Source organism: Mycobacterium sp. G7A2 (genome assembly GCF_041902445.1).
Lineage (GTDB): Bacteria > Actinomycetota > Actinomycetes > Mycobacteriales > Mycobacteriaceae > Mycobacterium.
This window is the reverse complement of record NZ_CP169251.1, coordinates 2345623-2371163: the sequence shown is the minus strand read 5'-3', so window position 1 is coordinate 2371163 and position 25541 is coordinate 2345623. Positions and strand designations below refer to the sequence as shown.

Here is a 25541-nt window from a genome sequence, read left to right as displayed (position 1 = left end):
CAGTCCTGGAACTAGTGCGCTTGACTGACCGAGGACATGTGGAAGTCGGGAATCCGCAGCGACGGCATCTGCGCGCGGGTGGCCCAGTCGCCCCATTCGCGGGGCAGCGTGACCTCGCTGACGCCGGCTTCGCCGGCGCGGCGCAGCAGGTCCAGCGGGCTTTCGTTGAACCGGAAGTTGTTGACCGCCGCGGTGACCTGTCCGTCCTCGACGAGATACACCCCGTCGCGGGTCAGCCCGGTCAACAGCAGCACCGACGGATCGACGGTGCGGATGTACCACAGGGTCGTCAGCAACAGACCGCGTTCGGTGCGGGCCACCATATCGGCGAGCGACGCCGACCCACCCGTCATGAGCAGGTTGTCGGCGCCGACGGCCACCGGTGCGTCGAACTCGGCGGCCGCCGCGCGCGGATAGGCCAGCGCGTTGATCGCGCCGTCGCGGATCCAGTCCACCCGCTCGATGGGCATGCCGTTGTCGAACACCGACGCGCGTTCCGACGAACCCGACACCGCCACGAACGGGGTGCACTGCAGCCCGGGGGCATGCGGGTCGGAGTACAGCGTCAGCGGCAGCGACGTGAGCTTCTCCCCCACCCGGGTGCCGCCGCCCGGCGCGGACAGTGCGGTGCGTCCCTCCTGTGCGCCGCGCCCGCCCATCGTCCACGACAGGTAGATCATCATGTCGGCCACCGCCGAGGGCGGCATGATCGTCTCGTAGCGGCCGGCGGGCAACTCCACGCTGCGCTGCGCCCACGACAACCGGGTCGCGAGGTCCTCGAGCATGGCATCGGTGGGCACGTCGACGAAGTCGGGTGTGCTGACCCCGGCCCACGCGCTGGCGCCGTCGCGCTTGGCGTTGATCTCCACCGATCCGGTGGGCTGGGTGAACCGGCGCCGCAGCCCGGTCGAGGTGGCCACGAAGGTGGTCTCCACCACGTGGCGGGCGTAGCCGAAAAGTGTTTCCCGGCCGGCGAATCCACGCGTCAGCGCGTCGGCGACCCTGCCGAAGGCGTCGACGCCGGTGCGCGGGCTCGGTGCGTCCCAGTCGGTGGGTGCGGCGTCGGGGGGCAGCGCCGGAGCGCTGTCACGCGCGGGCGAAGCCGCCGCCGCGGCCGCCTGCGAGGCGACGACCAGGTCCATCAGGACCGAGGGGGCGACCGCACTGGAGCGCACCGAACCGACGTAGGCCTGGCCGTCGCGCCGCACGATCGAGATGACGGTGGTGGTACGGCTGGTCGACTCCCCGTTGGTGGTCATGGTGTTGTTGGCCCACCGCAGCGCCGCATCGACGCGGTCGGTCACCAGCACGATGGTCTCGTCGGCCCTGCCACGCCGGCGCGCCTCGGCCAGCACGATGTCGACGACTTGTTGTGCACCGATCACCGGTCACCGCCCGCTTTCTTCGCGCGTGTTGAGCACGTTGATGCCCCGGAACAACGCCGACGGGCAACCGTGGCTGACCGCAGCCACCTGGCCGGGTTGGGCCTTGCCGCAGTTGAACGCGCCTCCCAGTCGCCACGTCGATGGTCCGCCGACGGCTTCCAGTGCGCCCCAGAAATCGGTGGTGGTCGCCTGATAGGCGACGTCGCGCAGTTGCCCGTCGAGGCGGCCGTCGCGGATGCGGAAGAACCGTTGCCCGGTGAATTGGAAGTTGTAGCGCTGCATGTCGATCGACCAGCTCTTGTCGCCGACGATGTAGACACCGTCGGACACCCGGGCGATCAGATCGTCGGTGCTCACCTCGTCGGGGCTGGGCTGCAGCGACACATTGGCCATCCGCTGGATCGGGACATGGTGTGCCGAGTCGGCGTAGGAGCATCCGTTGGAGCGGGGCTCACCGAGCCGCGGCGCGAAGACCCGGTCGAGTTGATACCCGGCGAACATCCCGTCGCGGACCAGATCCCAGCTCTGCGCGGCGACGCCCTCGTCGTCGAAACCGATTGTCGCCAGCCCGTGCTCGACGGTCCGGTCGGCAGTGACGTTCATGACCGGAGACCCATAGCGCATGGTGCCCAGCTTGTCCGGGGTGGCGAACGACGTTCCGGCGTAGGCGGCTTCATAGCCGATGGCGCGGTCGTACTCGGTGGCGTGCCCGATGGACTCGTGGATGGTCAACCACAGATTCGTCGGGTCGATGACCAGGTCGGTGGGCCCGGCCACCACGCTGGGCGCCTTGACTTTCTCCGCCAGCAGCGACGGCAATTCGGCCAGCTCGGCCGTCCAGTCCCAGACCTCGTCGCCCGACACGGCCTCCCATCCGCGGGCCGTCGGCGGCGCCAGGGTGCGCATGGTCTCGAAGTTTCCCGCCGACGCGTCGACCGCGACGGCCTCCAGGCTCGGCAGCACCCGTACCCGCTGCTGGGTGATCGTCGACCCGAACGTGTCGGCGTAGAACGTCTGCTCCTTGGCCGCGTGCACAGCAGCCGACACGTGATCGACCCCGTCGGAAGCCAGCAGCCGCTCGGAGTAGTCCTCGAGCACGCCGACCTTGTCCGCAGCGGGCACCGTGAACGGGTCGACCCGAAATGGCGAGGCCCAGAACACGTCACGGTACACCGGCTCGGGCGCCAGCTCGATGTGTTCGGCGTTCAATCTCCCGAGCGTGCGGGCCACCCGTACCGCGCGGCGCGCGGTGTCGGCGGCCGCCCCGGTGTCCAGCTGCGCGTGTGACGCGAAACCCCAGGTGCCGTCGACGATGACGCGCACCGACAGACCGATCTCGTAGTCGGTGACCGCGGTTTCCAGCGCGCCGTCGCGCAGCGCCACCGTCTCGGTGGTGATGGCATGGATGCGCAGATCGGCATAGCTCGCGCCGGCCTGCGTCGCGGCGGTGAGCGCGGCGTCGGCCAGCGCGTGGCGCGGAAGCGCGAGGAAGTCGGTGTCGATTCGTCGGGGCCCCGTCACACCTTCACCGTAACGGCTGCCGGTGCGGTCAGCGGCGGGTGCCGCTGGTGCCGAGAATGGTGAGCTCGAGCGCCAGGGCGGTCCCGCACACCGCGACGACCACCGCGAAGGCCACCCAGTCGCGGGTCTTCGGTCGCGACGGCGCCGCCGAGAACTGGCCGGCGCCACCGCGGGCGGTGATGGCGTCACCCATCTCGTCGGCGCGGCGCAGCGCGACGGTGATGGCGGCGGCCAGCAGATCGATCAGTTCGGTCGCCCATCGGCGCAGCCGGTTTCGCCTGTCACCGTCGACGTCGCGGGGCCGCAGCCGCCGCGCGGCGTAGAGCACCCGGAACTCGTCGAGCAGCATCGGAAACGCCCTCAGCGCCAACGCCAGTGCGACTGCCCAGTCGGCAACGGGGATGCGCAGTGCCCGCAGCGGCCGGCCCAGGGTGGCCACCGCGGGCGCCACCTCGGCGACGTTGGTGGTCCACGACACCATCGCGCCCAGGCCCAGCAGCACGATGGACAGCGCGGTCACGCGCAGGAAGTACAGCAACCCGCCCAGCCCGACGTCGACCGAGCCGAGCGAGAGCACCGGGCTGCCGCCACCCAGCGCCGCGGTCAGCGCACCCAGCGCCAGCAGCACCCACAGCACGCGCGGGATCGTGGGCAGTACCCCGCGCGGGATCCGGGCCAGCATCGCGGCGACGGCGATCAGCAGCGCCACCGCACCGATCGGCACCCAGCCGGGGTAGAACGTCAGCAGCACCCCGATCAACGCGACGACGAGCAGCTTCGTGCCGGCCCACAGCTCGTGGATGACGCTGGTGCCGGGCACCGGCCGCAGCAGCACCACCTGCTTGCGGGGTTTGCGTTCGCTCACGACATGCCTCCGGCGGCGGTCGGTGTCGCGGCGAGCACGCCGTTCTCCAGATGCAGGATGCGCGGGCAGAGTTCCTCCAGGCCGGCGAAGTCGTGGGAGATGACCACGACGGTCAACCGCTCGCGTCGGCGCAGGTCCACCAGCAGCTGCAACAGGCCCTGTTGGGAGGCGCCGTCGAGGCCGGCCAGGGGTTCGTCGAGGATGAGCGCGCGGGGCTTTCGGGCCAGCAGGCCGGCCAGCACCACGCGCCGCATCTGGCCGCCGCTGAGCTGCTCGATGCGGCGGCTGGCCAGCGTCGGTTCCAGACCGACGGTCCGCAGCGCCTCGGTGACCTTCGCCTGGTCGTACATCGAGAATCCGGCCGTCGACGCGATCTCCAACGCCACGTGGCTGCGCATGAGTTGCAGGCGGGCGGCCTGGAACGAAATCGCCACCGCCCCAACCTGGTCGGACACGGGTCGACCGTCGAGCAGACAGCTGCCCGACGCCGGTTCGAGCAGGCCGGCCATGATCCAGGCCAGAGTGGACTTGCCCGACCCGTTGAGCCCGTGGATCAGCACGCCGTCACCTTCGTGTACGGCGAAGTCGATGTCCCGCAACGCCGTCTGCGCCCACGGGGTGCCCAGGCCGTATTCGTGGCTGACGCCGTTGAGTTCCAGCACGGGGGCGCCGCGGGGTGCGTCGTCGCCGGCCGTGGCGGGGTGCACGTCGGCCTTCTCCACCATCGGCACGTCAGCGGTGTTGTCGGCGATCCCCCTGCCGGAGAGGTTGACGGTGCGGTCGGCGGCCTCGGCCTCGTTGTTGTAGTGCGTGATGTGCACCAGCGAGGTGCGGTGGTTGCGGGTGAGCCCGGACAGCACCGACATCACCGCGTCGCGGCCGTCCTGGTCGACCATGCTGGTCACCTCGTCGGCGATCAACAGCGACGGTTCACGCGCCAGCGCCCCGGCCACCGCGAGGCGTTGCAGCTCTCCCCCGGACAGCCCGCCGGTGTCCCGTTCGCTGAACCCGTCGAGTCCGACCTCGGCCAGTAACCGGTCCACCTCGATGGTGACCCCGGGGGGCAGGCCCCACACCACGTCGTCGGCGACACGGGTGCCCAGCACCTGGCTCTCCGGGTGCTGCAGGACGACCGCCGTGCCGCCCAGCTTGCCCAGCCCGACCGCGCCCGGGCGCTGCACGGTGCCCGACGTCGGTTCGCGGCCCGACAGCACCAGCATCAGCGTGGTCTTGCCCGATCCGTTGGGACCCGTCACCGCCACGTGCTCGCCGGGCTGCACGTCCAGCGACAGCGGGCCCAGCGCGTCACGGTCCGTGCCCGGATAGCGAAACACGACGTCGCGCAGCTGCAGCGGCACCGGGACCACCGGGCCGGTGTCGGCGGACGGCTCGAGCTTGTGCACGTCGGGCACGCCGAGCAGCCGGGCCAGCACCTTGGACAGCGCCCACCAGCCGACCAGGCTGACCCAGGTGATCGAGAAGACTCCCGCGAGGAAGAACAGCACAGGCCAGTAGTCGAGCACGGTGCCGAAGTCCCGGGTCAGTCGCTCGGCGGCGCCCTGCATGTTCGGGATGCGCTCGAGGATCGCGGCCACCCCGGCGACGTTGGCGGTGACCGACTCGAAGATCAGATGCCGCAGCCGGGCCAGCACGGCCAGGGCCGCCACGATGGCCAGCCCGAACAGTGCGCCGGCGACCAGGGCCGCCGCCACCACCGTCGTGGTGCCGCGCCCGCGACGCTTGACGATTCCGGTGAGTCCGCCGATGTAGGCGCAGTTGACCACCGTCATCAACCCGCCCATGCCGGCGATCAGGAACGCGATGATCCCGCCGGCCACCGTCGCGGTGATCAGCACCCGCAGCCGGTAGCGGTAGGCCAGCAGACCCATCGGGACCGTGCCCAGCAGCGACAGGCCTGCGGCGAACGGCACGACGACGGCGATGATGGCGATCGCGGCGCACAGCGCTGCCATCACCGCGGCGTGGGCGAGTTCCACCGGTCGGAGCGAACCGGTCCGTCGAGGCTCGCTCTTCGGGCCGGGTGACGTCATTTCACGATTCTGCCAGTTGACAGGTGTAGGGCCCGCGGGCCGGTCGGTGCACGCTGTTCCGACCTGGGCGGTTCGACATGCATAGCAATTCTATGTAATCATGGTCGCCATGTCCTCGACTCTCGGCGCCGACCTGTTGGCGGTGGTGGCCCGGATCAACCGGCTGGCCAACCAGCGGGTCCGCATGCCCGTGCCGTTCGCGCAGGCGCGGCTGCTGTCCACCATCGAAGACCAGGGCGAAGCCCGCATCTCGGACCTGGCGGCGCTGGACAACTGTTCCCAGCCCACCATGACCACCCAGGTGCGCCGTCTCGAGGACGCCGGACTGGTCACCCGCACCGCCGACCCCGGCGATGCGCGCGCGGTGCTGATCCGGATCACCCCCGCGGGCGTCGATGCGCTTCGCCAGGCCCGCCTGGACCGTGGCGCGGCCATCGACCCGTACCTGGAGCAGCTCAGCGACACCGACCGCGAATGCCTGGCCGAAGCCGTCACCGTGATGCGCCGCCTGCTGCAGGATGCCGGCGCCCCGGTGCCGTCCCGCCGCTGAGGACCTCCCCGCACTGTCGATTTTTTAGGAGAACTTGCTGCCATGTGGCGCCAACCCAAAGCCGTGTGGGCCGTCGCCTTCGCCTCCGTCGTCGCGTTCATGGGCATCGGGCTCGTCGACCCGATCCTCAAACCGATCGCCGACAACCTCAACGCCTCCCCGTCCCAGGTGTCGCTGCTGTTCACCAGCTACATGGCGGTGATGGGGGTGGCGATGCTGATCACCGGTGTGGTCTCCAGCCGCATCGGGCCCAAACGCACGTTGCTGCTCGGCCTGGTGATCATCATCGCCGGCGCCGGGCTGGCCGGCATGAGCGAGACGGTCGGCGAGATCGTCGGTTGGCGCGCCCTGTGGGGGCTGGGCAACGCGCTGTTCATCGCGACCGCGCTGGCCACCATCGTCAGCTCGGCGCGCGGTTCGGTGGCCCAGGCGATCATCCTCTACGAAGCCGCTCTGGGCCTGGGCATCGCCGTCGGGCCGCTCGTGGGCGGCGTGCTCGGCTCGATCTCGTGGCGCGGCCCGTTCTTCGGGGTTTCGGCGCTGATGACCGTCGCCGTCATCGTCACCGCCCTGCTGCTGCCGGCCACCCCGCGAGCCGAACGGGCCACCACGCTGGCCGACCCGTTCCGCGCGCTGCGCCACCGCGGCCTGCTCGGGGTGGCCGTCACCGCCCTGCTCTACAACTTCGGCTTCTTCACGCTGCTGGCGTTCACCCCATTCCCGCTCGACATGAGCGCCCAGGGCATCGGGCTGATCTTCTTCGGCTGGGGCATCGCGCTGGCCTTCACCTCGGTGGTGGTCGCGCCGCGGCTGCAGCACCGCTTCGGCACCCTGCGCACGCTGGTGATCAACCTGCTGCTGATGACCGCGACGCTGGCCGCGATGGCGGTGTGGACCGACTCCAAGGCGGTGCTGGCCGGCTGTGTAGTGGTCGCCGGGCTGTTCATCGGCGTGAACAACACGCTGATCACCGAGACCGTGATGAAGGCGGCGCCGGTCGAGCGCGGCGTCGCGTCGGCGGCCTACAGCTTCGTGCGGTTCGGCGGCGCGGCGCTGGCCCCGTGGCTGGCCGGGTTGCTCGGCGAACACATCAACGCCCACGTTCCGTTCTGGGTCGGCGCCGCCGCGGTGCTCGCATCGGCCGGCGTGCTGTTTGCCACCCGACCGCACCTGGCCCACATCGACGACGACGAGCCCGCGCTCGACGAACTCACCGATCAGGCCCGCGCGGTCACCGTCGGCAGCGACAGCTGAGCTCCACCGCGAATCCGGCGCGCTGGAGCACCCCACCGGTGCTTGCGCGCGCCGAATCCGCCCGTCAGGTGACGACGCCGCCGACGAGCAACCCGACCAGATAGGTGGCGGCGATCGCGACCGCGCCGAAGGCCAACTGCCGCAACGATGCCCACACCGGATGGCGGCGGGTGAACCGTGCCGCCGACGCTCCGGCGAGCAGCAACCCCACTCCGCCGAACGCCAGCCCGAGCCACAGCGACTCGTAGCCCAGCAGATAGGGAATCAGCGGGATCACCGCACCGATCGCGAAGAGCACGAACGACGACCCGGCCGCCACCCACGGTGAGGGCTTCTCCCGGGGGTCCACGCCGAGCTCCTGCACCAGGTGGAAATTCAGCGCCTTGGCCTCGTCCCGGTGGATCTCCTCGGTGGCCTTGGCCGCGGTGTCCGGCGCCAGGCCCATGTCGGTGAGCATCGCCTGCAACTCCGCCCGTTCGGCTTGCGGGTTCAGCTTGAACGACTTGCGCTCCACGCGGACCTCGGAGTCGATCTGCTCATTGGCGGTCATCACCGAGGCGTACTCGCCCATCGCCATCGAAAAGGCGCCGGCAAGCAGTCCCGCGACACCGCTGATCACCACGGTGTGCGCGCTGGCCGCGGCGGCCACGCCGGCGATCAGCGCGGTGTTGCTCACCAACCCGTCCATCGCCCCGAACGTCGCCGCGCGCAGCCAGCCGCCGGTGACGTCGGCGTGGTTGTGATCGGCCACATGAGGCCGGCCCGTCGGCGAGACGGGTTCGCTCCCCTCAGTGCTCATTGCACGATTGAACGCCACCGCGGTGACCTCGTTGAATTAAGGTTCGCCTTCGGTTCTGCACATCACAGTTTGCGAGCCGGTTCGGCGGGCTACCGTCGAGATATGACCACCACGGCGGAACATCTTCGCAACACGTTGGACGGACGCTTCCGGGATGTGAAGAACCGGATGCGCCACGAACTCTCCGATCAGGTGTTCCGGCCGCACTACACGCCGAACACGGTGATCGCCCGCACCAAGGTCGACGAGCAGATGCGGATCATGGCCTCCCGCGGTGCCGCCGAGGACGGCTTCAAGAAAGAGCACGGCGGCAACGGCGACGTCGGCGCCGCGGTCACCCAGATCGAGATGCTGGCGATGAGTGACCTGTCGCTGATGGTCAAGGCCGGGGTGCAATGGGGCCTGTTCGGCGGCGCCATCGAGAACCTCGGCACCGAACGCCACCATCAGGCCTACGTTCAGAAGCTCATCGACCTGGACCTGCTCGGCTGCTTCGCGATGACCGAGACCGGCCATGGCAGCGACGTGCAGGCGCTGGAGACGACGGCGACCTACGATCCGGACAGCCAGGAGTTCGTGATCGACTCGCCCACGCCGACCGCGCGCAAGGACTACATCGGCGGCGCAGCGCAAACCGCCCGTGTGGCGGCTGTTTTCGCTCAGCTGATCACCGCCGACGGCACCGGCCACGGCGTGCACTGCTTCGTCGTGCCCATCCGCGACGACGCCGGCAACGACCTGCCCGGCGTGACGACCTCGGACTGCGACTACAAGGGCGGGCTGCCCGGCGTGGACAACGGCCGCATCCAGTTCGACCACGTGCGTGTCCCGCGGGAGAACCTGCTGAACAAATACGCCGACGTCGCACCCGACGGCACCTACACCTCACCGATCGAAAACCCCAACCGGCGGTTCTTCACCATGCTGGGCACCCTGATCCGCGGCCGGGTCACCGTGGGCGGCAGCGCCGGCGCCGCAGCCCGGGTCGGCCTCGACATCGCCACGCGCTATGCACTGCAACGCCGCCAGTTCGCCGCACCGGACGACGACACCGAAGTGCTGCTGATGGACTACCTCGTTCACCAACGGCGGCTGTTCCCGCTGATCGCCAAGTCCTACGCGCTGCAGTTCGCCCAGAACGAGCTGGTCAGCAAGACCCACGAGCTGCAGACCGCCGACGACCCCGACCCGGAGGAACAGCGGGAGCTGGAATCGCGCGCCGCGGGGTTGAAGGCGGCCAACACCTGGCACGCCACCACCGCCATCCAGGAGGCACGCGAGGCGTGCGGCGGCGCCGGCTATCTCGCCGAGAACCGGCTGATCGCGCTGAAGGCGGACACCGACGTGTTCACCACGTTCGAGGGCGACAACCATGTCCTCACCCAGCTGGTCGCCAAGGAGCTGCTGACCGCCTACGCCGATGACATCAAGGGGATGAGCCCCGTCGAGTGGGTGCGCTTCGCGGCCAACTTCGCGAGCGAGCGGGTGATGAAACGCACAGCGGCGCAGACGATCATGCAGACAATCCTGGACAGCCGGCAGGACAACGAAGAAGAGGGCAGCCTCTTCAACCGCGGCACCCAGGTGCAGATGTTCGAGGACCGCGAGGAGTACATGCTGGCCTCCGTCGCGCGGCGACTGCAGGCCAAGTCCAAGGAGATGAGCGCCTTCGACGCGTTCAACTCGGTACAGGACCACGTGCTGCACGCCGCCACGGCACACATCGACCGGATCATCCTGGAGGCGTTCGTCGCCGGCATCGACGCCTGCGAGGACGACGAGGCCCGCGAGATCCTGGGCATGGTGTGCGACCTGTATGCGCTGTCGGTGATCGAGGGCGACAAGGCGTGGTTCGTCGAACACCGATTCCTGTCCACCGAGCGCGCCAAGGCGGTCACGCGGGGCATCAACGACCGGTGCCGGCGGCTACGCCCCTACGCCGAGGTGCTCGTCGACGGGTTCGGGATTCCCGAACAGCTGCGCTACGCCGAAATGATGCATCCGGAGAACATCGCAGAGTGAGGGTCCTCACGGACCCGGGATCGGGTCCAGGATCGTCAGCCTGCCGTCCTCGAGGGTGACCCGCGCGGTGCCGATCCCGGTCGGGCAGCACGGCTCGTCGCCACCCTGACGCCACTGGTACTGCACCACGGCGTTGTGCTCGCCCTGCGGGCTGACCGACACATACGGCCGCGGCTCGGGGGTGGGTGAGCCCACCGGTTCACCCTCGGCAAAGAACAGCACCTGCTGTGGGCTGTCGGCGTCGTCACCCGAGTCGACCACCACCCAGAACATTCGGCAGTCGGCGGTGTGCCCGCGCGAACTCTCCTGCCACGCCGCCGGCGGCAGCAGCGCGAATTCGGAAGTCACCGCATCGGCCGTCGGGCCGGGGCCGCAGTCGGCGGTGCTGGTGGGTGGTGCTGCGGGTGGGCTCCACCCGCAGCCGGCGGCCAGCAGACCCGTCGCCAGCAGCACCGCGAAACGTCGCATGGCGGCCAGCTTACGGTCGGAGCCGTCAGCCGCAGCCGCCGCTCCAGGGTTCGGCGCCGCACGGCGGGATCGCGATGACCTCCGGAGAGAACGACGACTTGTCCAGGTGCAATTCCGAACCGCCGGGCTTGAGGGTCTCCCCCGCCCCACCGATCTCATACGTGCTGTCCCTCGGGTAGGTGCCGGCCTGAGCGATGCTCGCCCCGAGCGCGCAGGCGACCGCCAAACCTCCGATCAATGCAGCACTTCTCTTGAACCGCATCGTCCTCGCGTCCCCTTCGATTCCGCGTCACCGTGCGGGCTCAGCGTAACGTCGGCGTGGGCAGACTTCGCGGCGAGACCCGGAGACGGACGGGGTGCACCTCAGCCGCAGCCGCCACCCCAAATCACTGCGCCACAAGGGGCTTCGGCGGTGATCGCCGGAGCGAACGACGCGGTGGCCAGCGTCGTCGGATCCGGTTGCGGCTCGACGGTGCTCCCCACCCCGCCGTCGTGATAGGTACCTCCGGCGGGATAGGTGCCGGCATGCGCGACGTCGACACCCACGCCGATGAGCAGCGCGACCGACCCCACCGCGGCGCCAATGAGCTTGATTTTCATGGAGAGTTCACATTCCGTTCGTCGCGCGGGCGCGAAAGGGGTTGTAGGTCTGGACTATCCACATCGGCGTGGCCACTTCGAGCCTACGTCCGCACCGCCGCCGGCCGGTCGCCTCGACAGCGCATTGTCAACGACACCACAGCGCACTTCGAGGGGAACCGGATCTGCGGCGGACCGTCCGGCAGATGGGCGGGATAAAGGTGGCTCCCCCGGCTGGACTCGAACCAGCAACCCTTCGGTTAACAGCCGAATGCTCTGCCAATTGAGCTACAGGGGATTGCCCTGCCCGCACTGCTGCGGGCCAGAGAGCACTCTAGCGCACGCCCGCGGCGCATCGCCAATACGCTCCCGGACGGGCGGGCAGCCCCCACGGTGAGGCAGGATGGACAGCGACGCACCGTGCCGCGAGAGACCTCTGGAGGAGCCCTGTGATCGGGTATGTCGCCGTTCTGGCTGTCGGCTATGTGCTGGGCACCAAGGCCGGCAGACAGCGCTACGAGCAGCTCGCAGGCACGTATCGCGCAGTCACCGGCAGCCCGGCCGCCAAATCCGTGATCGAAGCGGGGCGACGCAAGATCGCCGAGCGGGTGTCACCCGACCCGGCGTTGGTGGAGCTCACACCGATCGACCCCGGCACCGAGGTGATCGGGCCGGAGTCGACGAAAAGAAGCGGGGAGCGCTAGCCGATGGGCTGGCTGATGGTGGTGCCCGGCAGCAGCGGACCGACGGAGAAACCGAAGCCGTCCTCGCCGAACCCGATCGCCGGGCTGCCGATGCTGACGCCGCTGCCGTTGGAGTAGGACAGGCAGTTGCCGTCCTCCTTGTTGCCGAACCAGGCCAGGCAGGCGGGGCCGGCGGTCACGTCGGTGGCGGCTTCGGGGCTGGTCAGGGCGGAATAGAGCGGCACAGCGACCGCTGCAGCCGCGCAGGCGCCCGCGATCAACCGCATCTTGTTGGTCCGAATGGTGTCCACCAGCATCACGAGCTCGCCTTCTCCCCGACGGATTGCAGCCACAACCATAACCCGGGTATCGCTGTCATGCAGTCAGGTCGTTACCGCTGGCCTGTTCGAGCAGGCTGCGGCGGTAGGCCTCCATCGCCACCAGGTCGCCGAACAGGGCGTGATACTCATCGCCCTGCTCCACCGGCGACATCCGCTGCAACTTGGACTTCACCTCGGCGATCTGACGGCCGATCCACACCTCCTGCAGCCGGGCCAGCACCCCGCCGATGTAGCGCGGCAGCTGCTCGTCATCGGCGTTGATGGCCTCGACGCTGAGCTCGCTGACCAGGTTCACCGCCATCGGCGTGGACACCTGCTGGCCCACCACCTCGATCCAGTGGGCGCCGGTCATCCCCGACGACGTGCCGCCGGCGGACTCGATCGCCGCCCGCACCGTCGCGTAACCCGGGTGGGTGAAGCTCTCGGCGGCCAGCGAGTCGAACACCGGCCCGGCCAGCGCCGGATACTGCAGCGCCGACTTCAACGCCTCCCGCTGCGGCCACAGCGTCGGGTCAGCGGGGTCCGGGCGCGCCGCCGCCGGGTCGACCGGTGCGCGCTGCTCCGCCGGCTGGCGACGGTCCTCGGCAGGGGCACCGCGGCGGCGCGCCCGGTCGGGCATACCGCGCTTTCCGGCCTCCTCGCGCACCCGAGCCAGCACCTGTCCCTCGTCACGCCATCCCGTCCAGCCCGCCAGCCGCCGGGCGTACTCGTCGCGCAGCGCGTAGTCCCTGATCCGAGCGACCAGCGGCACGCTGCGTCGCAGTGCGTCGACCTGCGCCTGCGGGTCGTCGTCCAGGACGTCGTCGGACGGGATCAGACTGCGGATGGCGAACTCGAACATCGGGATGCGGCGCGCCACCAGATCGCGCAACGCGTGGTCGCCGGTCTTCAGACGCAGGTCACAGGGGTCCATACCGTCGGCGGCGATCGCGACGAACGACTTGCCCGCCACCTGCTGGTCGCCGTCGAACGCCTTGAGCGCGGCGGCCTGTCCGGCCGAGTCGCCGTCGAAGACGAAGATCAGCTCGCCGCGGTACCAGTTGTCGTCCATCATCAACCGCCGCAGCAGCGCCAGGTGCCCGTCGCCGAACGCCGTGCCGCAGGAGGCGACGGCCGTCGTCTCACCGGACAGGTGCATCGCCATGACGTCGGTGTAGCCCTCGACGACCACCGCACGGTGGGACTTGGCGATGTCGCGTTTGGCCAGATCGAGGCCGAACAGCACCGCGGACTTCTTGTACAGGACGGTCTCGGGGGTGTTGACGTACTTGGCTTCCATCGGGTCGTCGTCGAAGATCCGCCGGGCCCCGAAGCCGATGACCTCGCCGCCGCCCGCCCGGATCGGCCACAACAGCCGGCGATGAAAGCGATCCATCGGGCCGCGCCGCCCCTCCCGGGACAATCCGGCCGCTTCGAGCTCCTTGAACTCGAAACCCTTGCGCAGCAGGTGCTTGGTCAGCGAGTCCCACCCCGACGGGGCGAAGCCGCAGCCGAACCGCGCCGCCGCCTCGGCGTCGAAGTTGCGGTCGATCAGGTACTGCCGGGCCGGGGCGGCCTCCTCGGAGGCCAAGGCCTGGGCGTAGAACTCCTGCGCCGCCGCGTTGGCGGCCAGCAACCGGCTGCGGCTGCCCCGGTCGCGCTGGACGTTGGTGGTCGAGCCGCCCGAGTAGGTGACGGTGTAGCCGACGCGGTCGGCGAGCAGCTCGACGGCCTCGACGAACGTGACGTGTTCGATCTTCTGGAGGAACGCGTACACGTCGCCGCCCTCACCGCACCCGAAGCAGTGGAAGTGCCCGTGGTTGGGCCGGACGTGGAACGACGGCGACTTCTCGTCGTGGAAGGGGCACAACCCCTTGAGTGAATCGGCGCCGGCCCGGCGCAACTGCACGTAGTCGCCGACCACGTCCTCGATGTTGACCCGCTCACGGATGGCGGCGATGTCGCGGTCGGGGATCCTGCCCCGATTCCGAGTCACGTCGCCCGCCACCCGGCCAGTCTAGAGGTCCGCGCGGGTGTGACTACGCGGGTTCCAGCCGTTCCAGGCGCCCTTCGGTGAACGACGCGACCTGGTCGATCACCACCCGCAACCGGCCGGCGTCGTCGGCGGCGGCGTGGTAGTCGGGGGCGAACAACGGATCCAGGGTTGCCGGCGCCCCGGACAGCACGAACTGCACCGCCGCGGCGATCCGATCCCGCTGACGGGCCTGCAGATCGAGATGCCGGGGATCGGACATGATGAACTGCAGCGCCAGGATCTTCAGCACCGCCACCTCGGCGCGCACCACGGTCGGTACCTCCAGGTCGGCGTGGTAGCGCACCAGCCGACCCGCGCCGGCGACGTTGCGGGTCGCCGCGATGGCCGAGGACGCGAATCTGCCGACCAGCTCGCTGGTCAGCGTCTTCAACGCAACCGAGGCCGCCAGCGTGCCGTCGTACTTGCCGACCGCGGCCACCGCCGGCAGTCGCGACAGGCGCTCGGCGGCCTCCACGAGGTCGGCGGCGGCCAGACCGCCGCCCATGCCGTGGGACTGCCCGAGCCGGCCCAGCGCGCCGACCGCGTCGTCGTCGGCCAGCACCCGGAGATCGATACGCCCGGAGATCACCCCGTCCTCGACGTCGTGCACCGAGTAGGCCACGTCGTCGGCCCAGTCCATGATCTGGGCCTCCAGGCACGGCCTGCGATCCGGCGCGTCGCCGCGCACCCAGGCCGCGACCTCGGCGTCGTCGGCGTAGAACCCGAACTTCCCACCCTCGACAGGCCGGTACCAGGGGTACTTCGTCACCGCGTCCAGCGCGGCCCTGGTCAGGTTCAGCCCCGCGCTGCGTTCTTCGCTGTCAAGGACTTTCGGCTCCAGCCGGGTCAGGATGCGAAAGTTCTGCGCATTGCCCTCGAAACCGCCGCAGATCTCGGCGATCTCGTTGAGCGCCCGCTCACCGTTGTGCCCGTAGGGCGGGTGACCGATGTCGTGTGCCAGCCCGGCCAGGTCGACCAGGTCGGGGTCGGCACCCAACCCGACCGCCATACCCCGGCCGATCTGCGCGACCTCCAATGAGTGGGTGAGCCGGGTGCGCGGCGTCTCACTCTGCCGGGGGCCGACCACCTGGGTCTTGTCCGCCAGGCGCCGAAACGCGGCCGAGTGCAGCACCCGGGCCCGGTCCCGGGCGAAATCGGTGCGGTGCTCGGTGTCGGTACCCGGCAGCGCGGCACCCTTGGGCCGCTCGACCACCAGCCGCTGATGGTCGAACTCGACGTAAGGGTCCCGGGCGTCCCGGCGAGACAGATCTGTAGCCACCGCCGGACAGTCTGCCAGGCCATTGACCTTGTCATCGCTGCTGAGGTGTCGGCGGCACTAGATTGGCCCCATGCGTCTCGCCCGCCTGCTGACCGTGCTGCTCGTCGGTCTGCTCACCGCTCTGCTCACCTCCCCGGCCGCCGTGGCCGAACCGCCGTTCCGGCTGCCGACGTATCTGACCGACAACGCCGGAGTGCTGGACGCCGCAGGACAGAGCGAGGTGCAGCAGGCGATCGACCGGCTCTACAACGACAAGCGCATCCGGCTGTGGGTGGTGTTCGTCGAGGACTTCTCCGGCCAGGACGCCCAGTCGTGGGCGCAAACCACGTACCGCCGCAGCGATCTGGGCAGCCAGGACGCGATTCTGGCGGTGGCGACGGTCGACCGCGCCTACGCCTTGCTCGCGCCCACCGACGCGGTGCGCGGTGTCGACGTCGACCAGATCCGCCGCGACGACGTCGAGCCGCTGCTGCGCACCGGGGACTGGGCCGGCGCCGCGGTCGCCGCAGCCGAGGGCCTGGCCGGTGGTGGTTCCGGCGGTGGGGGCTCGGTCAGCTGGGTCGGGGTACTCGTCGCTCTGGCGGTGATCGGGCTGGCACTGGCGATCCTCGTGCTGTGGCAGCGTCGCCGGCGGCGCCAACGGCGGGAGGCCGAATTCGCCGCGGCGCAGCGGGTCGACCCGGCGGATCCCGCCGCGCTGGCCGCGGTGCCCCTCGACGCGCTCGACGATCTGTCCCGCAAGATCGTCGTCGACGTCGACAACGAGGTGCGTACCAGCGAAGGCGAGTTGACCCTGGCCGTCGAGGAATTCGGCGAGCGGGACACCGAGCCGTTCACCCGCGCGGTGACCAACGCGCGCACCACGCTGGCCCAGGCGCTCAACGTCCGGCACATCCTCGACGACGCGGTACCCGAGACCCCGGCGCAGCGTCGTGATCTGCTCACCCGCGTCATCGTCGCCGCCGCCAAGGCCGACCGGGAGCTCGAAGCCCAGCGTGAGGCGTTCGCCCAGATGCGTGACCTGGTGATCAACGCACCGACTCGGCTGGACATCATGACCCGGCAGATGGTCGACCTTACGGCGCGGACCGCCCCAGCGGAACAGACGCTGGGTCAGCTCAGCACGCAGTTCGCCGAGTCCGCGCTGGTCTCGGTGGCCGACAACGTCGACGAGGCCAGGGAGCGCCTGGCGTTCGCCGACCAGAACATCACCACCGCGCGCGAGCTGGTGGCGCGACCCGCCGACCGGCAGGGCGGGCTGGTCGACGCCATCCACGCCGCCGAAGCCGCGCTCGGCCAGGCTCGTATGCTCCTGGACGCGGTGGACAGCGCGTCGACGGACATCAATCGCGCCGTGACCGGCCTGCCGGCCCTCATCGCCGACGTGCAGAGTGGGATCAACCAGGCCGGCGCCCAGCTGGCACAGGGCAACGTCGCGGTCGCCACCGAACTGAGCGATGCCAGAGACGCTGCGGTACAGGCGGTCTCGCACGCCCAGAGTGACGGCAACGCCGACCCGCTGGGTGCCTTCACCCGGCTGACCCAGGCCGACGCCGAGCTGGACCGCCTGCTCGAGGAGGTCGCGGAGCAACGTGAGACGACCGAGCGTCTCAGCCGCACCTTCGACCAGGCGCTGTTCAACGCCCAGTCGCGGGTCCGCGGGGTGTCGGACTACATCGACACCCGCCGCGGTGCCATCGGCCCCGAGGCCCGGACCCGGTTGGCCGAGGCGGTGCGTCTGCTGCAGGCGGCGCAGGACAAGCGCGACACCAACCTGAGCGAGGCCATTGCGCACGCCAACGGCGCGGCCAGGTTGGCGGCGCAGGCGCAGTCGCTGGCCAACGCCGACGTCACTGCGGCGCAGCAACACTTCGGCGGTCCGTACGGACGCGGCGGTGGAGGCGGCCAGACCGGCGCGGTGATCGGCGGCATCCTCATCGGCAACCTGCTCTCCGGCGCGCTGCGCGGCGGCTTCGGCGGCGGCGGCTTCGGCGGAGGCTTCGGCGGCGGCGGTTTCGGTGGCGGGGGCGGCGGCGGGGGCTTCAGCGGCGGCGGTGGCCGCTTCTGACCCCTGGGCGTTCCGTCGCGAGAAATGCCGGGTTGCGCCGCTCGCCCACCCACCGACATTGCACCCAGGGCTGTCGCCGCGGCGGATCGGCGACCCTGGCAGCAATCTCGCGGTCTCAGCAGCCTTTGAGGCGGACGGCCAGGTAGTCGGAGACCTCGCTGATCGCCACCCGCTCCTGGGTCATCGCGTCCCGCTCGCGGATGGTCACGGCGTGGTCCTCGAGGGAGTCGAAGTCCAGCGTGACGCAGTACGGCGTGCCGATCTCGTCCTGGCGGCGGTAGCGGCGCCCGATCGCCCCCGCGTCGTCGAACTCCACATTCCACGACGTGCGCAGCTCGGCGGCCAGGTCGCGAGCCTTGGGCGACAGGTCGGCGTTGCGTGACAGCGGCAGCACCGCAGCCTTGACCGGCGCCAACCGCGGATCCAGGCGCAGCACGGTGCGCTTGTCGACACCGCCTTTGGCGTTGGGAGCCTCGTCCTCGGTGTAGGCGTCGATCAGGAACGCCATCAGCGAGCGGGTCAACCCGGCTGCGGGTTCGATGACGTACGGCACGAACCTCGTCTCGGTGGCTTGATCGTAGAACGACAGGTCCGCACCGGAATGCTTGGCGTGCGTGGACAAGTCGAAGTCGGTGCGGTTGGCCACCCCCTCCAGCTCACCCCAGGGGCTGCCCGCGAAGCCGAACTTGTACTCGATGTCGACGGTGCGATCGGAGTAGTGCGACAGCTTCTCCTTCGGGTGCTCGTAGAGGCGCAGGTTGTCGCGGTTGATGCCGAGGTCGACGTACCACTGCAGCCGGGTGTCGATCCAGTACTGATGCCACTCGGGCGCGGTCGCGGGTTCGACGAAGAACTCCATCTCCATCTGCTCGAACTCGCGGGTGCGGAAGATGAAGTTGCCCGGGGTGATCTCGTTGCGGAAGCTCTTGCCGATCTGGCCGATGCCGAACGGCGGCTTCTTGCGCGCGGTCGTCACGACGTTGGCGAAGTTGACGAAGATGCCCTGCGCGGTCTCGGGACGCAGATAGTGCAGCCCCTCCTCGGTCTCGATCGGGCCCAGGTAGGTCTTCAGCATCATGTTGAAGTCGCGTGGCTCGGTCCACTGGCCTTTGGTGCCACAGTCCGGACACACGATGTCGGTCATCGCCACCGAGTCCGGGTCCGACAAGCCCTTCTTCTCGGCGTACGCCTCCTGCATGTGATCCTGCCGGTGGCGCTTGTGGCAGTTCAGGCATTCCACCAGCGGATCGTTGAACACCTCGACGTGGCCCGAGGCCACCCAGACCTCGCGGGGCAGGATGATCGCGCTGTCCAGGCCGACGACGTCGTCACGGCCGGTGACGACCGCGCGCCACCACTGCCGCTTGATGTTCTCCTTGAGCTCCACACCCAACGGGCCGTAGTCCCAGGCGGATTTGGTGCCGCCATAGATCTCGCCGGACTGGAAGACGAGTCCACGGCGCTTGGCCAGATTCGCAACGGTGTCGATGATCGAAGACGGAGCCACGGGTTGACAGCGTAGCGACGCCGACGGCCGACGCTCATCCGAGATCGATTGACATGCGCTCCCACGCATGTATCGTGGTCATTAATGGAAATCATTGCCACTAAGGCTGACCCGCCCGCCGGACACGACCACGGAGGTGCGCCGCCGCCCGAGCTGCCGCCCCGCGCCGTCCTCGACACCGCCGGCGAGCTGTTGCGAGCCCTGGCCGCGCCGGTGCGCATCGCCATCGTGCTGCAGCTGCGCGAAGCCGCCCGATGCGTACACGAACTGGTCGACGCGCTGGGCCTGCCTCAGCCCCTGGTCAGCCAGCATCTGCGGATCCTCAAGGCGGCCGGGGTCGTCGACGGCGAGCGATCCGGCCGGGAAGTCTTCTACCGCTTGGTGGACCATCATCTGGCCGATATCGTCGTGGCTGCCGTGACCCACAGTGCCGAGGAGGTCGAACAGTGACTGGCGCCGTACGTGCGACCCGCCAACGTGCCGCCATCTCGGCGCTGCTGGAAAATCTGGACGATTTCCGCTCGGCGCAGGAACTGCACGACGAACTCCGCAAGCGGGGCGAAGGCATCGGCCTGACCACCGTCTACCGGACGCTGCAGCAGATGGCAGCCACCGGCACGGTCGACACGCTGCGCACCGACACCGGCGAATCGGTCTACCGGCTCTGCTCGGATCATCATCACCACCACCTGGTCTGCCGGGCCTGCGGCAGCACAGTCGAGATTCAGGGCAGCCAGGTGGAGAAGTGGGCCGCCGAGGTCGCCCGTAAGCACGGGTTCACCGAGGTCACCCACACCGTGGAGATCTTCGGGCTGTGCAGCCGCTGCGGCGCCCTGCCGTCAGACAACTAGGACCGGTCGTCAGACAACTAGGGCCGGTCGTCGGACAACCGAGGCCCCGTCGGCAGACACGGCCCGGTCATCAGATGACCAGCGCACGACGCACGTCCGCGCCGGTGGCGAGCACCATCATCACCAGGGTGCGCAGCGCGTCGTCGCTCAACCCGCCGGCCGGGAAGTTGTACCGCAGCAGCACGTCACCGGTTTTCTTGGCCGAACCGGACCCGGTCTTCGCGGCGCCGATCTTCTCGACCAGCGAAACCGTGCCCAGCAGCGTGTCGTGGGCATGCTTGGCGACCGCGGCACGGATCTTCGCATTGAGCGGCAGATCCCACGCCAGCACCTGGGTCAGCGACACCATCTCGAGTCCCTCGGCGATGGTGACCACCCGCAACGAGGCGAACGTCTCGTCGTGACGCACCGTCAGCGCGCCGTCGTCCTCGCGCTGCACCGGCAGGATCTCGGTGAGCGCGACCTCCAGCCGCTCCGACAGCTCCATGCGCTCCATTCAGGCCCGCCCGCTCAGGCACATCATTCGGCCCTGCCGCTCAGGCACATCATTCGGCCCTGCCGCTCAGGCACATCATTCGGCTCTGCCGCTCAGGCACATCATTCGGCCCTGCCGAAGCGGCGGTTGCGGTTGACGTATTCCTCGCAGGCCGCCCACAGGTCGCGGCGGTCGTAGTCGGGCCACAGCTTGTCCTGGAAGACGTACTCGGCGTAGGCGGCCTGCCACAACAGGAAGTTGCTGGCCCGCTGCTCCCCCGAGGTCCGGATGAACAGATCCACGTCGGGAATGTCGGACCGGTGCAGATGCTTGGCGAACATGGCTTCGCTGATCCGGCTCGGCTTGACTTTGCCGTCGACCGCCTCCTGCGCCAGCGCACGGGTCGCCTCGACGATCTCGGTGCGCCCGCCATAGTTGACGCAGTAGTTGATCGTGATGACGTCGTTGCCGATGGTCATCTCCTCGGCGATGTCGAACTCCTTGATGACGCTGCGCCACATCCGAGGGCGCGAACCCACCCAGCGCATGTTGACGCCCATCGCGTTCAGGTTCTCCCGACGCCGACGCACCACCTCCCGGTTGAAGCCCATCAGGAAGCGCACCTCCTCGGTGCTGCGCTTCCAGTTCTCGGTGGAGAACGCGTACACCGTCAGGTGTTTGATACCGATCTCGATGGCCCCGCAGGTGATGTCGATGAGCACCGCCTCACCCATCTTGTGGCCTTCGGTGCGGTGCAGGCCGCGCTGGGTGGCCCACCGCCCGTTGCCGTCCATCACCACCGCGACGTGGTTGGGCACCTGGCCGGCCGGGATCTGCGGCGCGGCGGCCTTGGACGTGTGCTGGGGCGGACGCGAGAATCTGCCGTTGGTGTGGGGTGGCAGATCCGGAAACACCACCGGCCACGTCGAGGTGTCCGGGAACATCGGATAATCGTCAGGCGCCGGGGGCAGCTGAGGGTAGCTGGTCTGACCCTTCCGCCGCCCGGCGCGTTCCGTTGCCATGCGCCACATCCTGCCTGATGCCCGCCACGGCGCTCCGATCCACCCGCTCGACGAGGGGTAGCGTCCGCAGTTGCCGTTCCAGGTGCCACTGCAGGTGCGCCGCCACCAGACCGCTGGCCTGGCTGCGATGCGACCCCGACGACGTCTGCGCGTGCTCCCAGTCACCCTCGTAGAGCGCGGCCATCAGGTCCAGCACCGCCTGGGGTGGGGTGGCGGATCCGGAGGGCCGGCAGTGCACGCACACACTGCCGCCGGCCGCCACGTGGAAGGCGCGGTGCGGCCCCGGTGCGGCACAGCGGGCGCAGTCGGTCAATGCCGGCGCCCATCCGGCGATTCCCATCGCCCGCAGCAGGTAGGCGTCGAGCAGCAGCTCGCGCGGGCGGCTGCCGTCGGCCACCGCCCGCAACGCGGCGACGGTGAGTCTGTGCAACGCCGGCGCCGGGGCCCGCTCCTCACCGGCGAGCCGCTCGGCGGTCTCCAGCATCGCGCACGCACAGGTGTAGCGGCCGTAATCGCTGACGATGTCGGAGGCGAACGCGTCGATGGCGGCCACCTGGGTGACGATGTCCAGGTTGCGCCCCGGATGCAGCTGAACGTCGATGTGCGCGAAAGGTTCCAGCCGCGCGCCGAACTTGCTGCGGGTACGCCGCACCCCCTTGGCGACGGCCCGCACCAGCCCGTGGTCACGCGTGAGCAGGGTCACGATGCGGTCGGCTTCGCCGAGCTTGTGCTGGCGTAACACCACCGCCCGGTCCCGGTACAGACGCATCGGCCCAGTCTCCCACTGCCGGGGGACGAAATGTGCTTCGCAGCGCCGATACCCTCGTAGGTGATGCCTGACGTTCCTCCCCCTCGAGACCGGCCCGGGGACCGCTTTCCCACCCTCGGCGAGCAGCTCTACCAGCTCGCCAACGGCACCGTGACGTCCGTCGACCTGGTCCGCAGGTCGCTGGAGGCAATCCAGGCCAGCCAGTCCACCCTCAACGCGTTCCGGGTGGTGCTCACCGACCAGGCACTCGCCGACGCCGCGGCTGCCGACCGGCTGCGCGCCTCGGGCCGTGACACCGCTGATCGTCCCCTGCTGGGCGTCCCGATCGCGGTCAAGGACGACGTCGACGTCGCGGGCGTGCCCACCCGCTTCGGGGCGCAGGGCACCGTCCACCCCGCCGACACCGACGCCGAGATGGTGCGTCGGCTGCGCGCCGCGGGAGCGGTGATCGTCGGCAAGACCAACACCTGTGAGCTCGGCCAGTGGCCGTTCACCAGCGGGCCGGCGTTCGGGCACACCCGTAACCCGTGGTCGCGCGAGCACACCCCGGGCGGCTCGTCGGGCGGTAGCGCCGCCGCGGTGGCCGCGGGCCTGGTCGCCGCGGCGATCGGCTCCGACGGCGCCGGCAGCGTGCGCATTCCGGCCGCCTGGACGCATCTGGTCGGCATCAAGCCGCAGCGCGGGCGCATCTCGACCTGGCCGCTGCCCGAGGCGTTCAACGGCATCACCGTCAACGGAGTGCTGGCTCGCACGGTGGCCGACGCCGCCCTGGTGCTCGACGCTGTCGCCGGCAACGCCCCCGGCGATCTGCACACCCCGCCGCCGGTGACCGTGTCGGATTTCGTGTCCCAGGCGCCCGGACCGTTGCGGGTGGCCATCTCGACCAAGTTCGCCTACGCGGTGTTCCGTCCCCGCCTGCACCCCGAGATCCGTGAAGCCCTCGACAACGTCGCCGGCCAGCTCGAACAGCTCGGGCACACCGTGACCTCCGCCGACCCCGACTACGACCTGCGCATGTCATGGAATTTCCTGGCCCGGTCGACGTCCGGCATCCCCCAGTGGATCGATCGGCTGGGACACCGCGTCGAACTGGATGAACGCACCCGCGCCAACGCCAGGGTCGGCCGGTTGCTCTCCGAGCACATCCTGCGCAAGGCGCGCGCCAACGAGACGGCCACGCAGCGTCGGGTCGGCTGGATCTTCAACCTGGCCGACGTCGTGATCGCGCCGACGACCGCGCTGCCGCCCCCGCAGGTGCACAGCTTCGACGGGCTCTCCGGCCTGGCCACCGACCGCGCGATGATCCGGGCCTGCCCGGCGACGTGGCCGTGGAACCTGCTGGGTTGGCCGTCGATCAGCGTGCCCGCCGGGTTCACCTCCGACGGTCTGCCCATCGGTGTGCAGCTGATGGGGCCGGCCAACAGCGAGCCGCTGCTGGTATCGCTGGCCGCGGCGCTGGAAGCGCTCAACGGCTGGGCGACCCACCAGCCGCGGAACTGGTGGGACACCCGGATCGCCCCGCCGGAGCCGGCCCCGGACACCACGAATCTTGCCGCTCCCGACTCGGTGGCGGGCGTCGTCGCGTAATGTCCCGACCGTGACCGGTCGCGTGGTACTGCCTGCCGCGGCGGCGTTCGCGTGCGCCGTCGCCGTTCCCACCGTCGTGGCGCCCGCCGCCCAGGCCGACAACCGGCGCCTCAACGAGAGCGTCGTGGTCAACGTCTACACGATCCAGCAGCACAACGACTGCGAGACCGACATCCAGATCAATCCGCAGCTGCAGCTGGCCGCGGAGTGGCACACCAGGGATGTCCTCAACAACCGGGCCCTCAACGGCGACATCGGTTCCGACGGCTCCACGCCGCAGGACCGCGCCAACAACGCGGGCTTCGTCGGCACGGTCGCCGAGACGGTGGCGATCAACCCGGCGCTGGCGATCAGTGGGATCGAGATCCTCAACCAGTGGTACTACCGGCCCGACTACATGGCGATCATGTCGAACTGCGCCAACACCCAGATCGGGGTGTGGTCGGAGAACAGCCTGGACCGCACCGTCGTCGTCGCGGTCTACGGCCAGCCCGGCTAGAACCCGAGGCGGCCCAACTGTTTCGGGTCGCGCTGCCAGTTCTTGGCGATCTTGACCCGCAGGTCGAGGAACACCTTGGTGCCCAACAGTTTCTCGATCTGGGTGCGCGCGGCGGTGCCGACCTCGCGTAACCTCGCCCCGCCTTTGCCGATCACGATGCCCTTCTGCGACTCCCGCTCGACGTAGAGGATGGCGTACACGTCGATCAACGGGTCGTCCTCGGGGCGGCCGGGCCGCTGCTCGACCTCGTCGATGACCACGGCCAGCGAATGTGGTAGCTCGTCGCGCACACCCTCGAGTGCGGCCTCGCGGATCAGCTCGGCCATCAGTACTTCTTCGGGCTCGTCGGTCAGCTCACCGTCGGGGTAGAACGCCGGGCCGGGCGGAAGCTGCGCCACCAGGACGTCGACGAGCACGTCGAGCTGAGCACCCGAGGTCGCCGACACCGGCACGATCTCGCTGTCGGGCCCGACCAGGTCGGCCACAGCCATCAACTGTTCGGCGACCCTGTCCTTGGACACCTTGTCGATCTTGGTGACGATCGCGATCACCGTCGTTCTCGGCGCCACCGCCCGGATCTGTTCGTAGATCCATCGGTCTCCGGGGCCGATCTTCTCGTCGGCGGGGATGCACAGTCCGATCACGTCCACCTCGGAATAGGTGTCCTTGACCAGGTCGTTGAGCCGCTGACCGAGCAGTGTCCGGGGCCGGTGCAGACCCGGTGTGTCGACCAGCACGATCTGGAAATCGTCGCGGTGCACGATGCCGCGGATGGTGTGGCGGGTGGTCTGCGGGCGGTTGGAGGTGATCGCGACCTTGCTGCCGACCAGGGCATTGGTCAGGGTGGACTTGCCGGTGTTCGGCCTGCCGACGAAACAGACGAAGCCGGAACGGAATTCGCTCATCGCCGGCCCGCCGAGTGTGAAACGTCGATGCTGCCGGCGCCGATTTC

General features: G+C 69.5%; 25 protein-coding genes and 1 tRNA gene. 9 read left to right on the top strand and 17 right to left on the bottom strand.

Features of this window, described 5'->3' with window-relative positions; genetic code table 11:
- Window positions 1–11: 11 nt before the first annotated feature.
- The 4 genes from ACEWX3_RS11455 to ACEWX3_RS11440 are packed head-to-tail and all read right to left on the bottom strand — an operon-like array spanning window position 12 to window position 5822.
- Window positions 12–1385 carry a metallopeptidase TldD-related protein gene (locus ACEWX3_RS11455; protein WP_374159462.1) on the bottom strand — a complete coding sequence of 458 codons (1374 nt, stop codon included), beginning with the start codon at window positions 1383–1385 and terminating at the stop codon, window positions 12–14.
- Window positions 1386–1388: 3 nt separating this feature from the next.
- Window positions 1389–2906 (bottom strand): TldD/PmbA family protein, encoded by a 1518-nt coding sequence (locus tag ACEWX3_RS11450; protein WP_374159461.1) that lies wholly within the window; start codon window positions 2904–2906, stop codon window positions 1389–1391.
- A 28-nt stretch (window positions 2907–2934) separates the two neighbouring features.
- A complete protein-coding gene (locus ACEWX3_RS11445; protein WP_283616998.1) occupies window positions 2935–3771 on the bottom strand; it encodes an energy-coupling factor transporter transmembrane protein EcfT in 837 nt (278 codons plus the stop codon).
- Window positions 3768–5822 carry an ABC transporter ATP-binding protein gene (locus ACEWX3_RS11440; protein WP_374159460.1) on the bottom strand — a complete coding sequence of 685 codons (2055 nt, stop codon included), beginning with the start codon at window positions 5820–5822 and terminating at the stop codon, window positions 3768–3770. Before ACEWX3_RS11440 ends, ACEWX3_RS11445 begins: the two co-directional genes overlap by 4 nt.
- A 109-nt stretch (window positions 5823–5931) precedes the next feature.
- Here ACEWX3_RS11440 and ACEWX3_RS11435 point away from each other — a divergent pair, with 109 nt between their 5' ends.
- Together ACEWX3_RS11435 and ACEWX3_RS11430 are read left to right on the top strand one after the other, a co-directional pair.
- The gene (locus tag ACEWX3_RS11435; protein WP_152517743.1) at window positions 5932–6372 is read left to right on the top strand and encodes a MarR family winged helix-turn-helix transcriptional regulator; all 441 of its coding nucleotides are present in this window, start codon (window positions 5932–5934) and stop codon (window positions 6370–6372) included.
- A 42-nt stretch (window positions 6373–6414) separates the two neighbouring features.
- A complete protein-coding gene (locus ACEWX3_RS11430; RefSeq protein WP_374159459.1) occupies window positions 6415–7626 on the top strand; it encodes an MFS transporter in 1212 nt (403 codons plus the stop codon).
- 64 nt (window positions 7627–7690) lie between these two features.
- On the opposite strand, the gene ACEWX3_RS11425 is transcribed toward ACEWX3_RS11430, so the two are convergent.
- Window positions 7691–8425, bottom strand: a complete 735-nt coding sequence (locus tag ACEWX3_RS11425; RefSeq protein WP_374159458.1) for a VIT1/CCC1 transporter family protein — start codon at window positions 8423–8425, stop codon at window positions 7691–7693.
- Between the two features lie 102 nt (window positions 8426–8527).
- Between ACEWX3_RS11425 and ACEWX3_RS11420 the strand changes: the two genes are divergently transcribed.
- Window positions 8528–10447 (top strand): acyl-CoA dehydrogenase, encoded by a 1920-nt coding sequence (locus tag ACEWX3_RS11420; protein ID WP_207067243.1) that lies wholly within the window; start codon window positions 8528–8530, stop codon window positions 10445–10447.
- Window positions 10448–10453: 6 nt separating this feature from the next.
- Here ACEWX3_RS11420 and ACEWX3_RS11415 read toward each other — a convergent pair whose 3' ends face one another.
- From ACEWX3_RS11415 to ACEWX3_RS11400, 4 genes are all read right to left on the bottom strand, one after another.
- Window positions 10454–10915: an LppP/LprE family lipoprotein gene (locus tag ACEWX3_RS11415; RefSeq protein ID WP_221358561.1), complete on the bottom strand. Its 462-nt coding sequence runs from the start codon at window positions 10913–10915 to the stop codon at window positions 10454–10456.
- 25 nt (window positions 10916–10940) lie between these two features.
- Entirely contained in the window at window positions 10941–11177 is a 237-nt protein-coding gene (locus tag ACEWX3_RS11410) for a hypothetical protein (protein WP_207067245.1), read from the bottom strand.
- A gap of 101 nt (window positions 11178–11278) precedes the next feature.
- Window positions 11279–11515, bottom strand: coding sequence for a hypothetical protein (locus tag ACEWX3_RS11405; protein WP_207067246.1), 237 nt, complete (start codon window positions 11513–11515; stop codon window positions 11279–11281).
- A 201-nt stretch (window positions 11516–11716) separates the two neighbouring features.
- Window positions 11717–11792 (bottom strand) — tRNA-Asn (locus ACEWX3_RS11400).
- A 151-nt stretch (window positions 11793–11943) separates the two neighbouring features.
- Between ACEWX3_RS11400 and ACEWX3_RS11395 the strand changes: the two genes are divergently transcribed.
- Window positions 11944–12198 (top strand): hypothetical protein, encoded by a 255-nt coding sequence (locus ACEWX3_RS11395; protein WP_374159457.1) that lies wholly within the window; start codon window positions 11944–11946, stop codon window positions 12196–12198.
- Here the strand turns inward: ACEWX3_RS11395 and ACEWX3_RS11390 are convergent.
- The 3 genes from ACEWX3_RS11390 to ACEWX3_RS11380 are packed head-to-tail and all read right to left on the bottom strand — an operon-like array spanning window position 12195 to window position 15811.
- Window positions 12195–12536, bottom strand: coding sequence for a hypothetical protein (locus tag ACEWX3_RS11390; RefSeq protein WP_373889068.1), 342 nt, complete (start codon window positions 12534–12536; stop codon window positions 12195–12197). The genes ACEWX3_RS11395 and ACEWX3_RS11390 overlap by 4 nt on opposite strands.
- A 16-nt stretch (window positions 12537–12552) precedes the next feature.
- Window positions 12553–14493, bottom strand: coding sequence for a DNA primase (gene dnaG / locus ACEWX3_RS11385; protein WP_374159840.1), 1941 nt, complete (start codon window positions 14491–14493; stop codon window positions 12553–12555).
- Between the two features lie 43 nt (window positions 14494–14536).
- Window positions 14537–15811: a deoxyguanosinetriphosphate triphosphohydrolase gene (locus ACEWX3_RS11380; RefSeq protein WP_374159456.1), complete on the bottom strand. Its 1275-nt coding sequence runs from the start codon at window positions 15809–15811 to the stop codon at window positions 14537–14539.
- 70 nt (window positions 15812–15881) lie between these two features.
- On the opposite strand from ACEWX3_RS11380, the gene ACEWX3_RS11375 reads away from it, so the two are divergent.
- The gene (locus ACEWX3_RS11375) at window positions 15882–17879 is read left to right on the top strand and encodes a TPM domain-containing protein (RefSeq protein WP_374159455.1); all 1998 of its coding nucleotides are present in this window, start codon (window positions 15882–15884) and stop codon (window positions 17877–17879) included.
- A gap of 115 nt (window positions 17880–17994) precedes the next feature.
- Here ACEWX3_RS11375 and ACEWX3_RS11370 read toward each other — a convergent pair whose 3' ends face one another.
- A complete protein-coding gene (locus ACEWX3_RS11370; protein WP_207086033.1) occupies window positions 17995–19386 on the bottom strand; it encodes a glycine--tRNA ligase in 1392 nt (463 codons plus the stop codon).
- Window positions 19387–19470: 84 nt separating this feature from the next.
- Between ACEWX3_RS11370 and ACEWX3_RS11365 the strand changes: the two genes are divergently transcribed.
- Together ACEWX3_RS11365 and ACEWX3_RS11360 are read left to right on the top strand one after the other, a co-directional pair.
- Entirely contained in the window at window positions 19471–19836 is a 366-nt protein-coding gene (locus tag ACEWX3_RS11365; protein WP_152517755.1) for a metalloregulator ArsR/SmtB family transcription factor, read from the top strand.
- Window positions 19833–20237 (top strand): Fur family transcriptional regulator, encoded by a 405-nt coding sequence (locus ACEWX3_RS11360; protein ID WP_207064962.1) that lies wholly within the window; start codon window positions 19833–19835, stop codon window positions 20235–20237. The genes ACEWX3_RS11365 and ACEWX3_RS11360 overlap by 4 nt, the downstream gene beginning before the upstream one ends.
- 70 nt (window positions 20238–20307) lie before the next feature.
- On the opposite strand, the gene ACEWX3_RS11355 is transcribed toward ACEWX3_RS11360, so the two are convergent.
- From ACEWX3_RS11355 to recO, 3 genes are all read right to left on the bottom strand, one after another.
- Window positions 20308–20724 carry a hypothetical protein gene (locus tag ACEWX3_RS11355; RefSeq protein WP_207064964.1) on the bottom strand — a complete coding sequence of 139 codons (417 nt, stop codon included), beginning with the start codon at window positions 20722–20724 and terminating at the stop codon, window positions 20308–20310.
- Window positions 20725–20834: 110 nt separating this feature from the next.
- Window positions 20835–21734, bottom strand: a complete 900-nt coding sequence (locus ACEWX3_RS11350; protein ID WP_374159454.1) for a decaprenyl diphosphate synthase — start codon at window positions 21732–21734, stop codon at window positions 20835–20837.
- Complete coding sequence (recO, locus tag ACEWX3_RS11345) at window positions 21667–22503, bottom strand: DNA repair protein RecO (protein WP_207064960.1); 837 nt, start codon at window positions 22501–22503, stop codon at window positions 21667–21669. Before recO ends, ACEWX3_RS11350 begins: the two co-directional genes overlap by 68 nt.
- A 63-nt stretch (window positions 22504–22566) precedes the next feature.
- Here recO and ACEWX3_RS11340 point away from each other — a divergent pair, with 63 nt between their 5' ends.
- Window positions 22567–24090 (top strand): amidase, encoded by a 1524-nt coding sequence (locus ACEWX3_RS11340; RefSeq protein WP_374159453.1) that lies wholly within the window; start codon window positions 22567–22569, stop codon window positions 24088–24090.
- A gap of 22 nt (window positions 24091–24112) precedes the next feature.
- Window positions 24113–24589 (top strand): CAP domain-containing protein, encoded by a 477-nt coding sequence (locus ACEWX3_RS11335; RefSeq protein ID WP_374159839.1) that lies wholly within the window; start codon window positions 24113–24115, stop codon window positions 24587–24589.
- Here ACEWX3_RS11335 and era read toward each other — a convergent pair.
- Window positions 24586–25494 carry a GTPase Era gene (gene era, locus ACEWX3_RS11330; RefSeq protein WP_207064955.1) on the bottom strand — a complete coding sequence of 303 codons (909 nt, stop codon included), beginning with the start codon at window positions 25492–25494 and terminating at the stop codon, window positions 24586–24588. The two genes, ACEWX3_RS11335 and era, sit on opposite strands and share 4 nt — an antisense overlap.
- Window positions 25495–25541: the final 47 nt, after the last annotated feature.

What these genes read in the sequence shown, in the direction of transcription:
- ACEWX3_RS11440 (WP_374159460.1), bottom strand. Translation starts at nt 5,822, where the DNA reads ATGACGTCACCCGGCCCGAAGAGCGAGCCTCGACGGACCGGTTCGCTC.
- ACEWX3_RS11435 (WP_152517743.1), top strand. Translation starts at nt 5,932, where the DNA reads ATGTCCTCGACTCTCGGCGCCGACCTGTTGGCGGTGGTGGCCCGGATC.
- ACEWX3_RS11430 (WP_374159459.1), top strand. Translation starts at nt 6,415, where the DNA reads ATGTGGCGCCAACCCAAAGCCGTGTGGGCCGTCGCCTTCGCCTCCGTC.
- ACEWX3_RS11425 (WP_374159458.1), bottom strand. Translation starts at nt 8,425, where the DNA reads ATGAGCACTGAGGGGAGCGAACCCGTCTCGCCGACGGGCCGGCCTCAT.
- ACEWX3_RS11420 (WP_207067243.1), top strand. Translation starts at nt 8,528, where the DNA reads ATGACCACCACGGCGGAACATCTTCGCAACACGTTGGACGGACGCTTC.
- ACEWX3_RS11415 (WP_221358561.1), bottom strand. Translation starts at nt 10,915, where the DNA reads ATGCGACGTTTCGCGGTGCTGCTGGCGACGGGTCTGCTGGCCGCCGGC.
- ACEWX3_RS11410 (WP_207067245.1), bottom strand. Translation starts at nt 11,177, where the DNA reads ATGCGGTTCAAGAGAAGTGCTGCATTGATCGGAGGTTTGGCGGTCGCC.
- ACEWX3_RS11405 (WP_207067246.1), bottom strand. Translation starts at nt 11,515, where the DNA reads ATGAAAATCAAGCTCATTGGCGCCGCGGTGGGGTCGGTCGCGCTGCTC.
- ACEWX3_RS11390 (WP_373889068.1), bottom strand. Translation starts at nt 12,536, where the DNA reads ATGGTTGTGGCTGCAATCCGTCGGGGAGAAGGCGAGCTCGTGATGCTG.
- ACEWX3_RS11375 (WP_374159455.1), top strand. Translation starts at nt 15,882, where the DNA reads ATGCGTCTCGCCCGCCTGCTGACCGTGCTGCTCGTCGGTCTGCTCACC.
- ACEWX3_RS11365 (WP_152517755.1), top strand. Translation starts at nt 19,471, where the DNA reads ATGGAAATCATTGCCACTAAGGCTGACCCGCCCGCCGGACACGACCAC.
- ACEWX3_RS11355 (WP_207064964.1), bottom strand. Translation starts at nt 20,724, where the DNA reads ATGGAGCTGTCGGAGCGGCTGGAGGTCGCGCTCACCGAGATCCTGCCG.
- ACEWX3_RS11350 (WP_374159454.1), bottom strand. Translation starts at nt 21,734, where the DNA reads ATGGCAACGGAACGCGCCGGGCGGCGGAAGGGTCAGACCAGCTACCCT.
- recO (WP_207064960.1), bottom strand. Translation starts at nt 22,503, where the DNA reads ATGCGTCTGTACCGGGACCGGGCGGTGGTGTTACGCCAGCACAAGCTC.
- ACEWX3_RS11340 (WP_374159453.1), top strand. Translation starts at nt 22,567, where the DNA reads ATGCCTGACGTTCCTCCCCCTCGAGACCGGCCCGGGGACCGCTTTCCC.
- era (WP_207064955.1), bottom strand. Translation starts at nt 25,494, where the DNA reads ATGAGCGAATTCCGTTCCGGCTTCGTCTGTTTCGTCGGCAGGCCGAAC.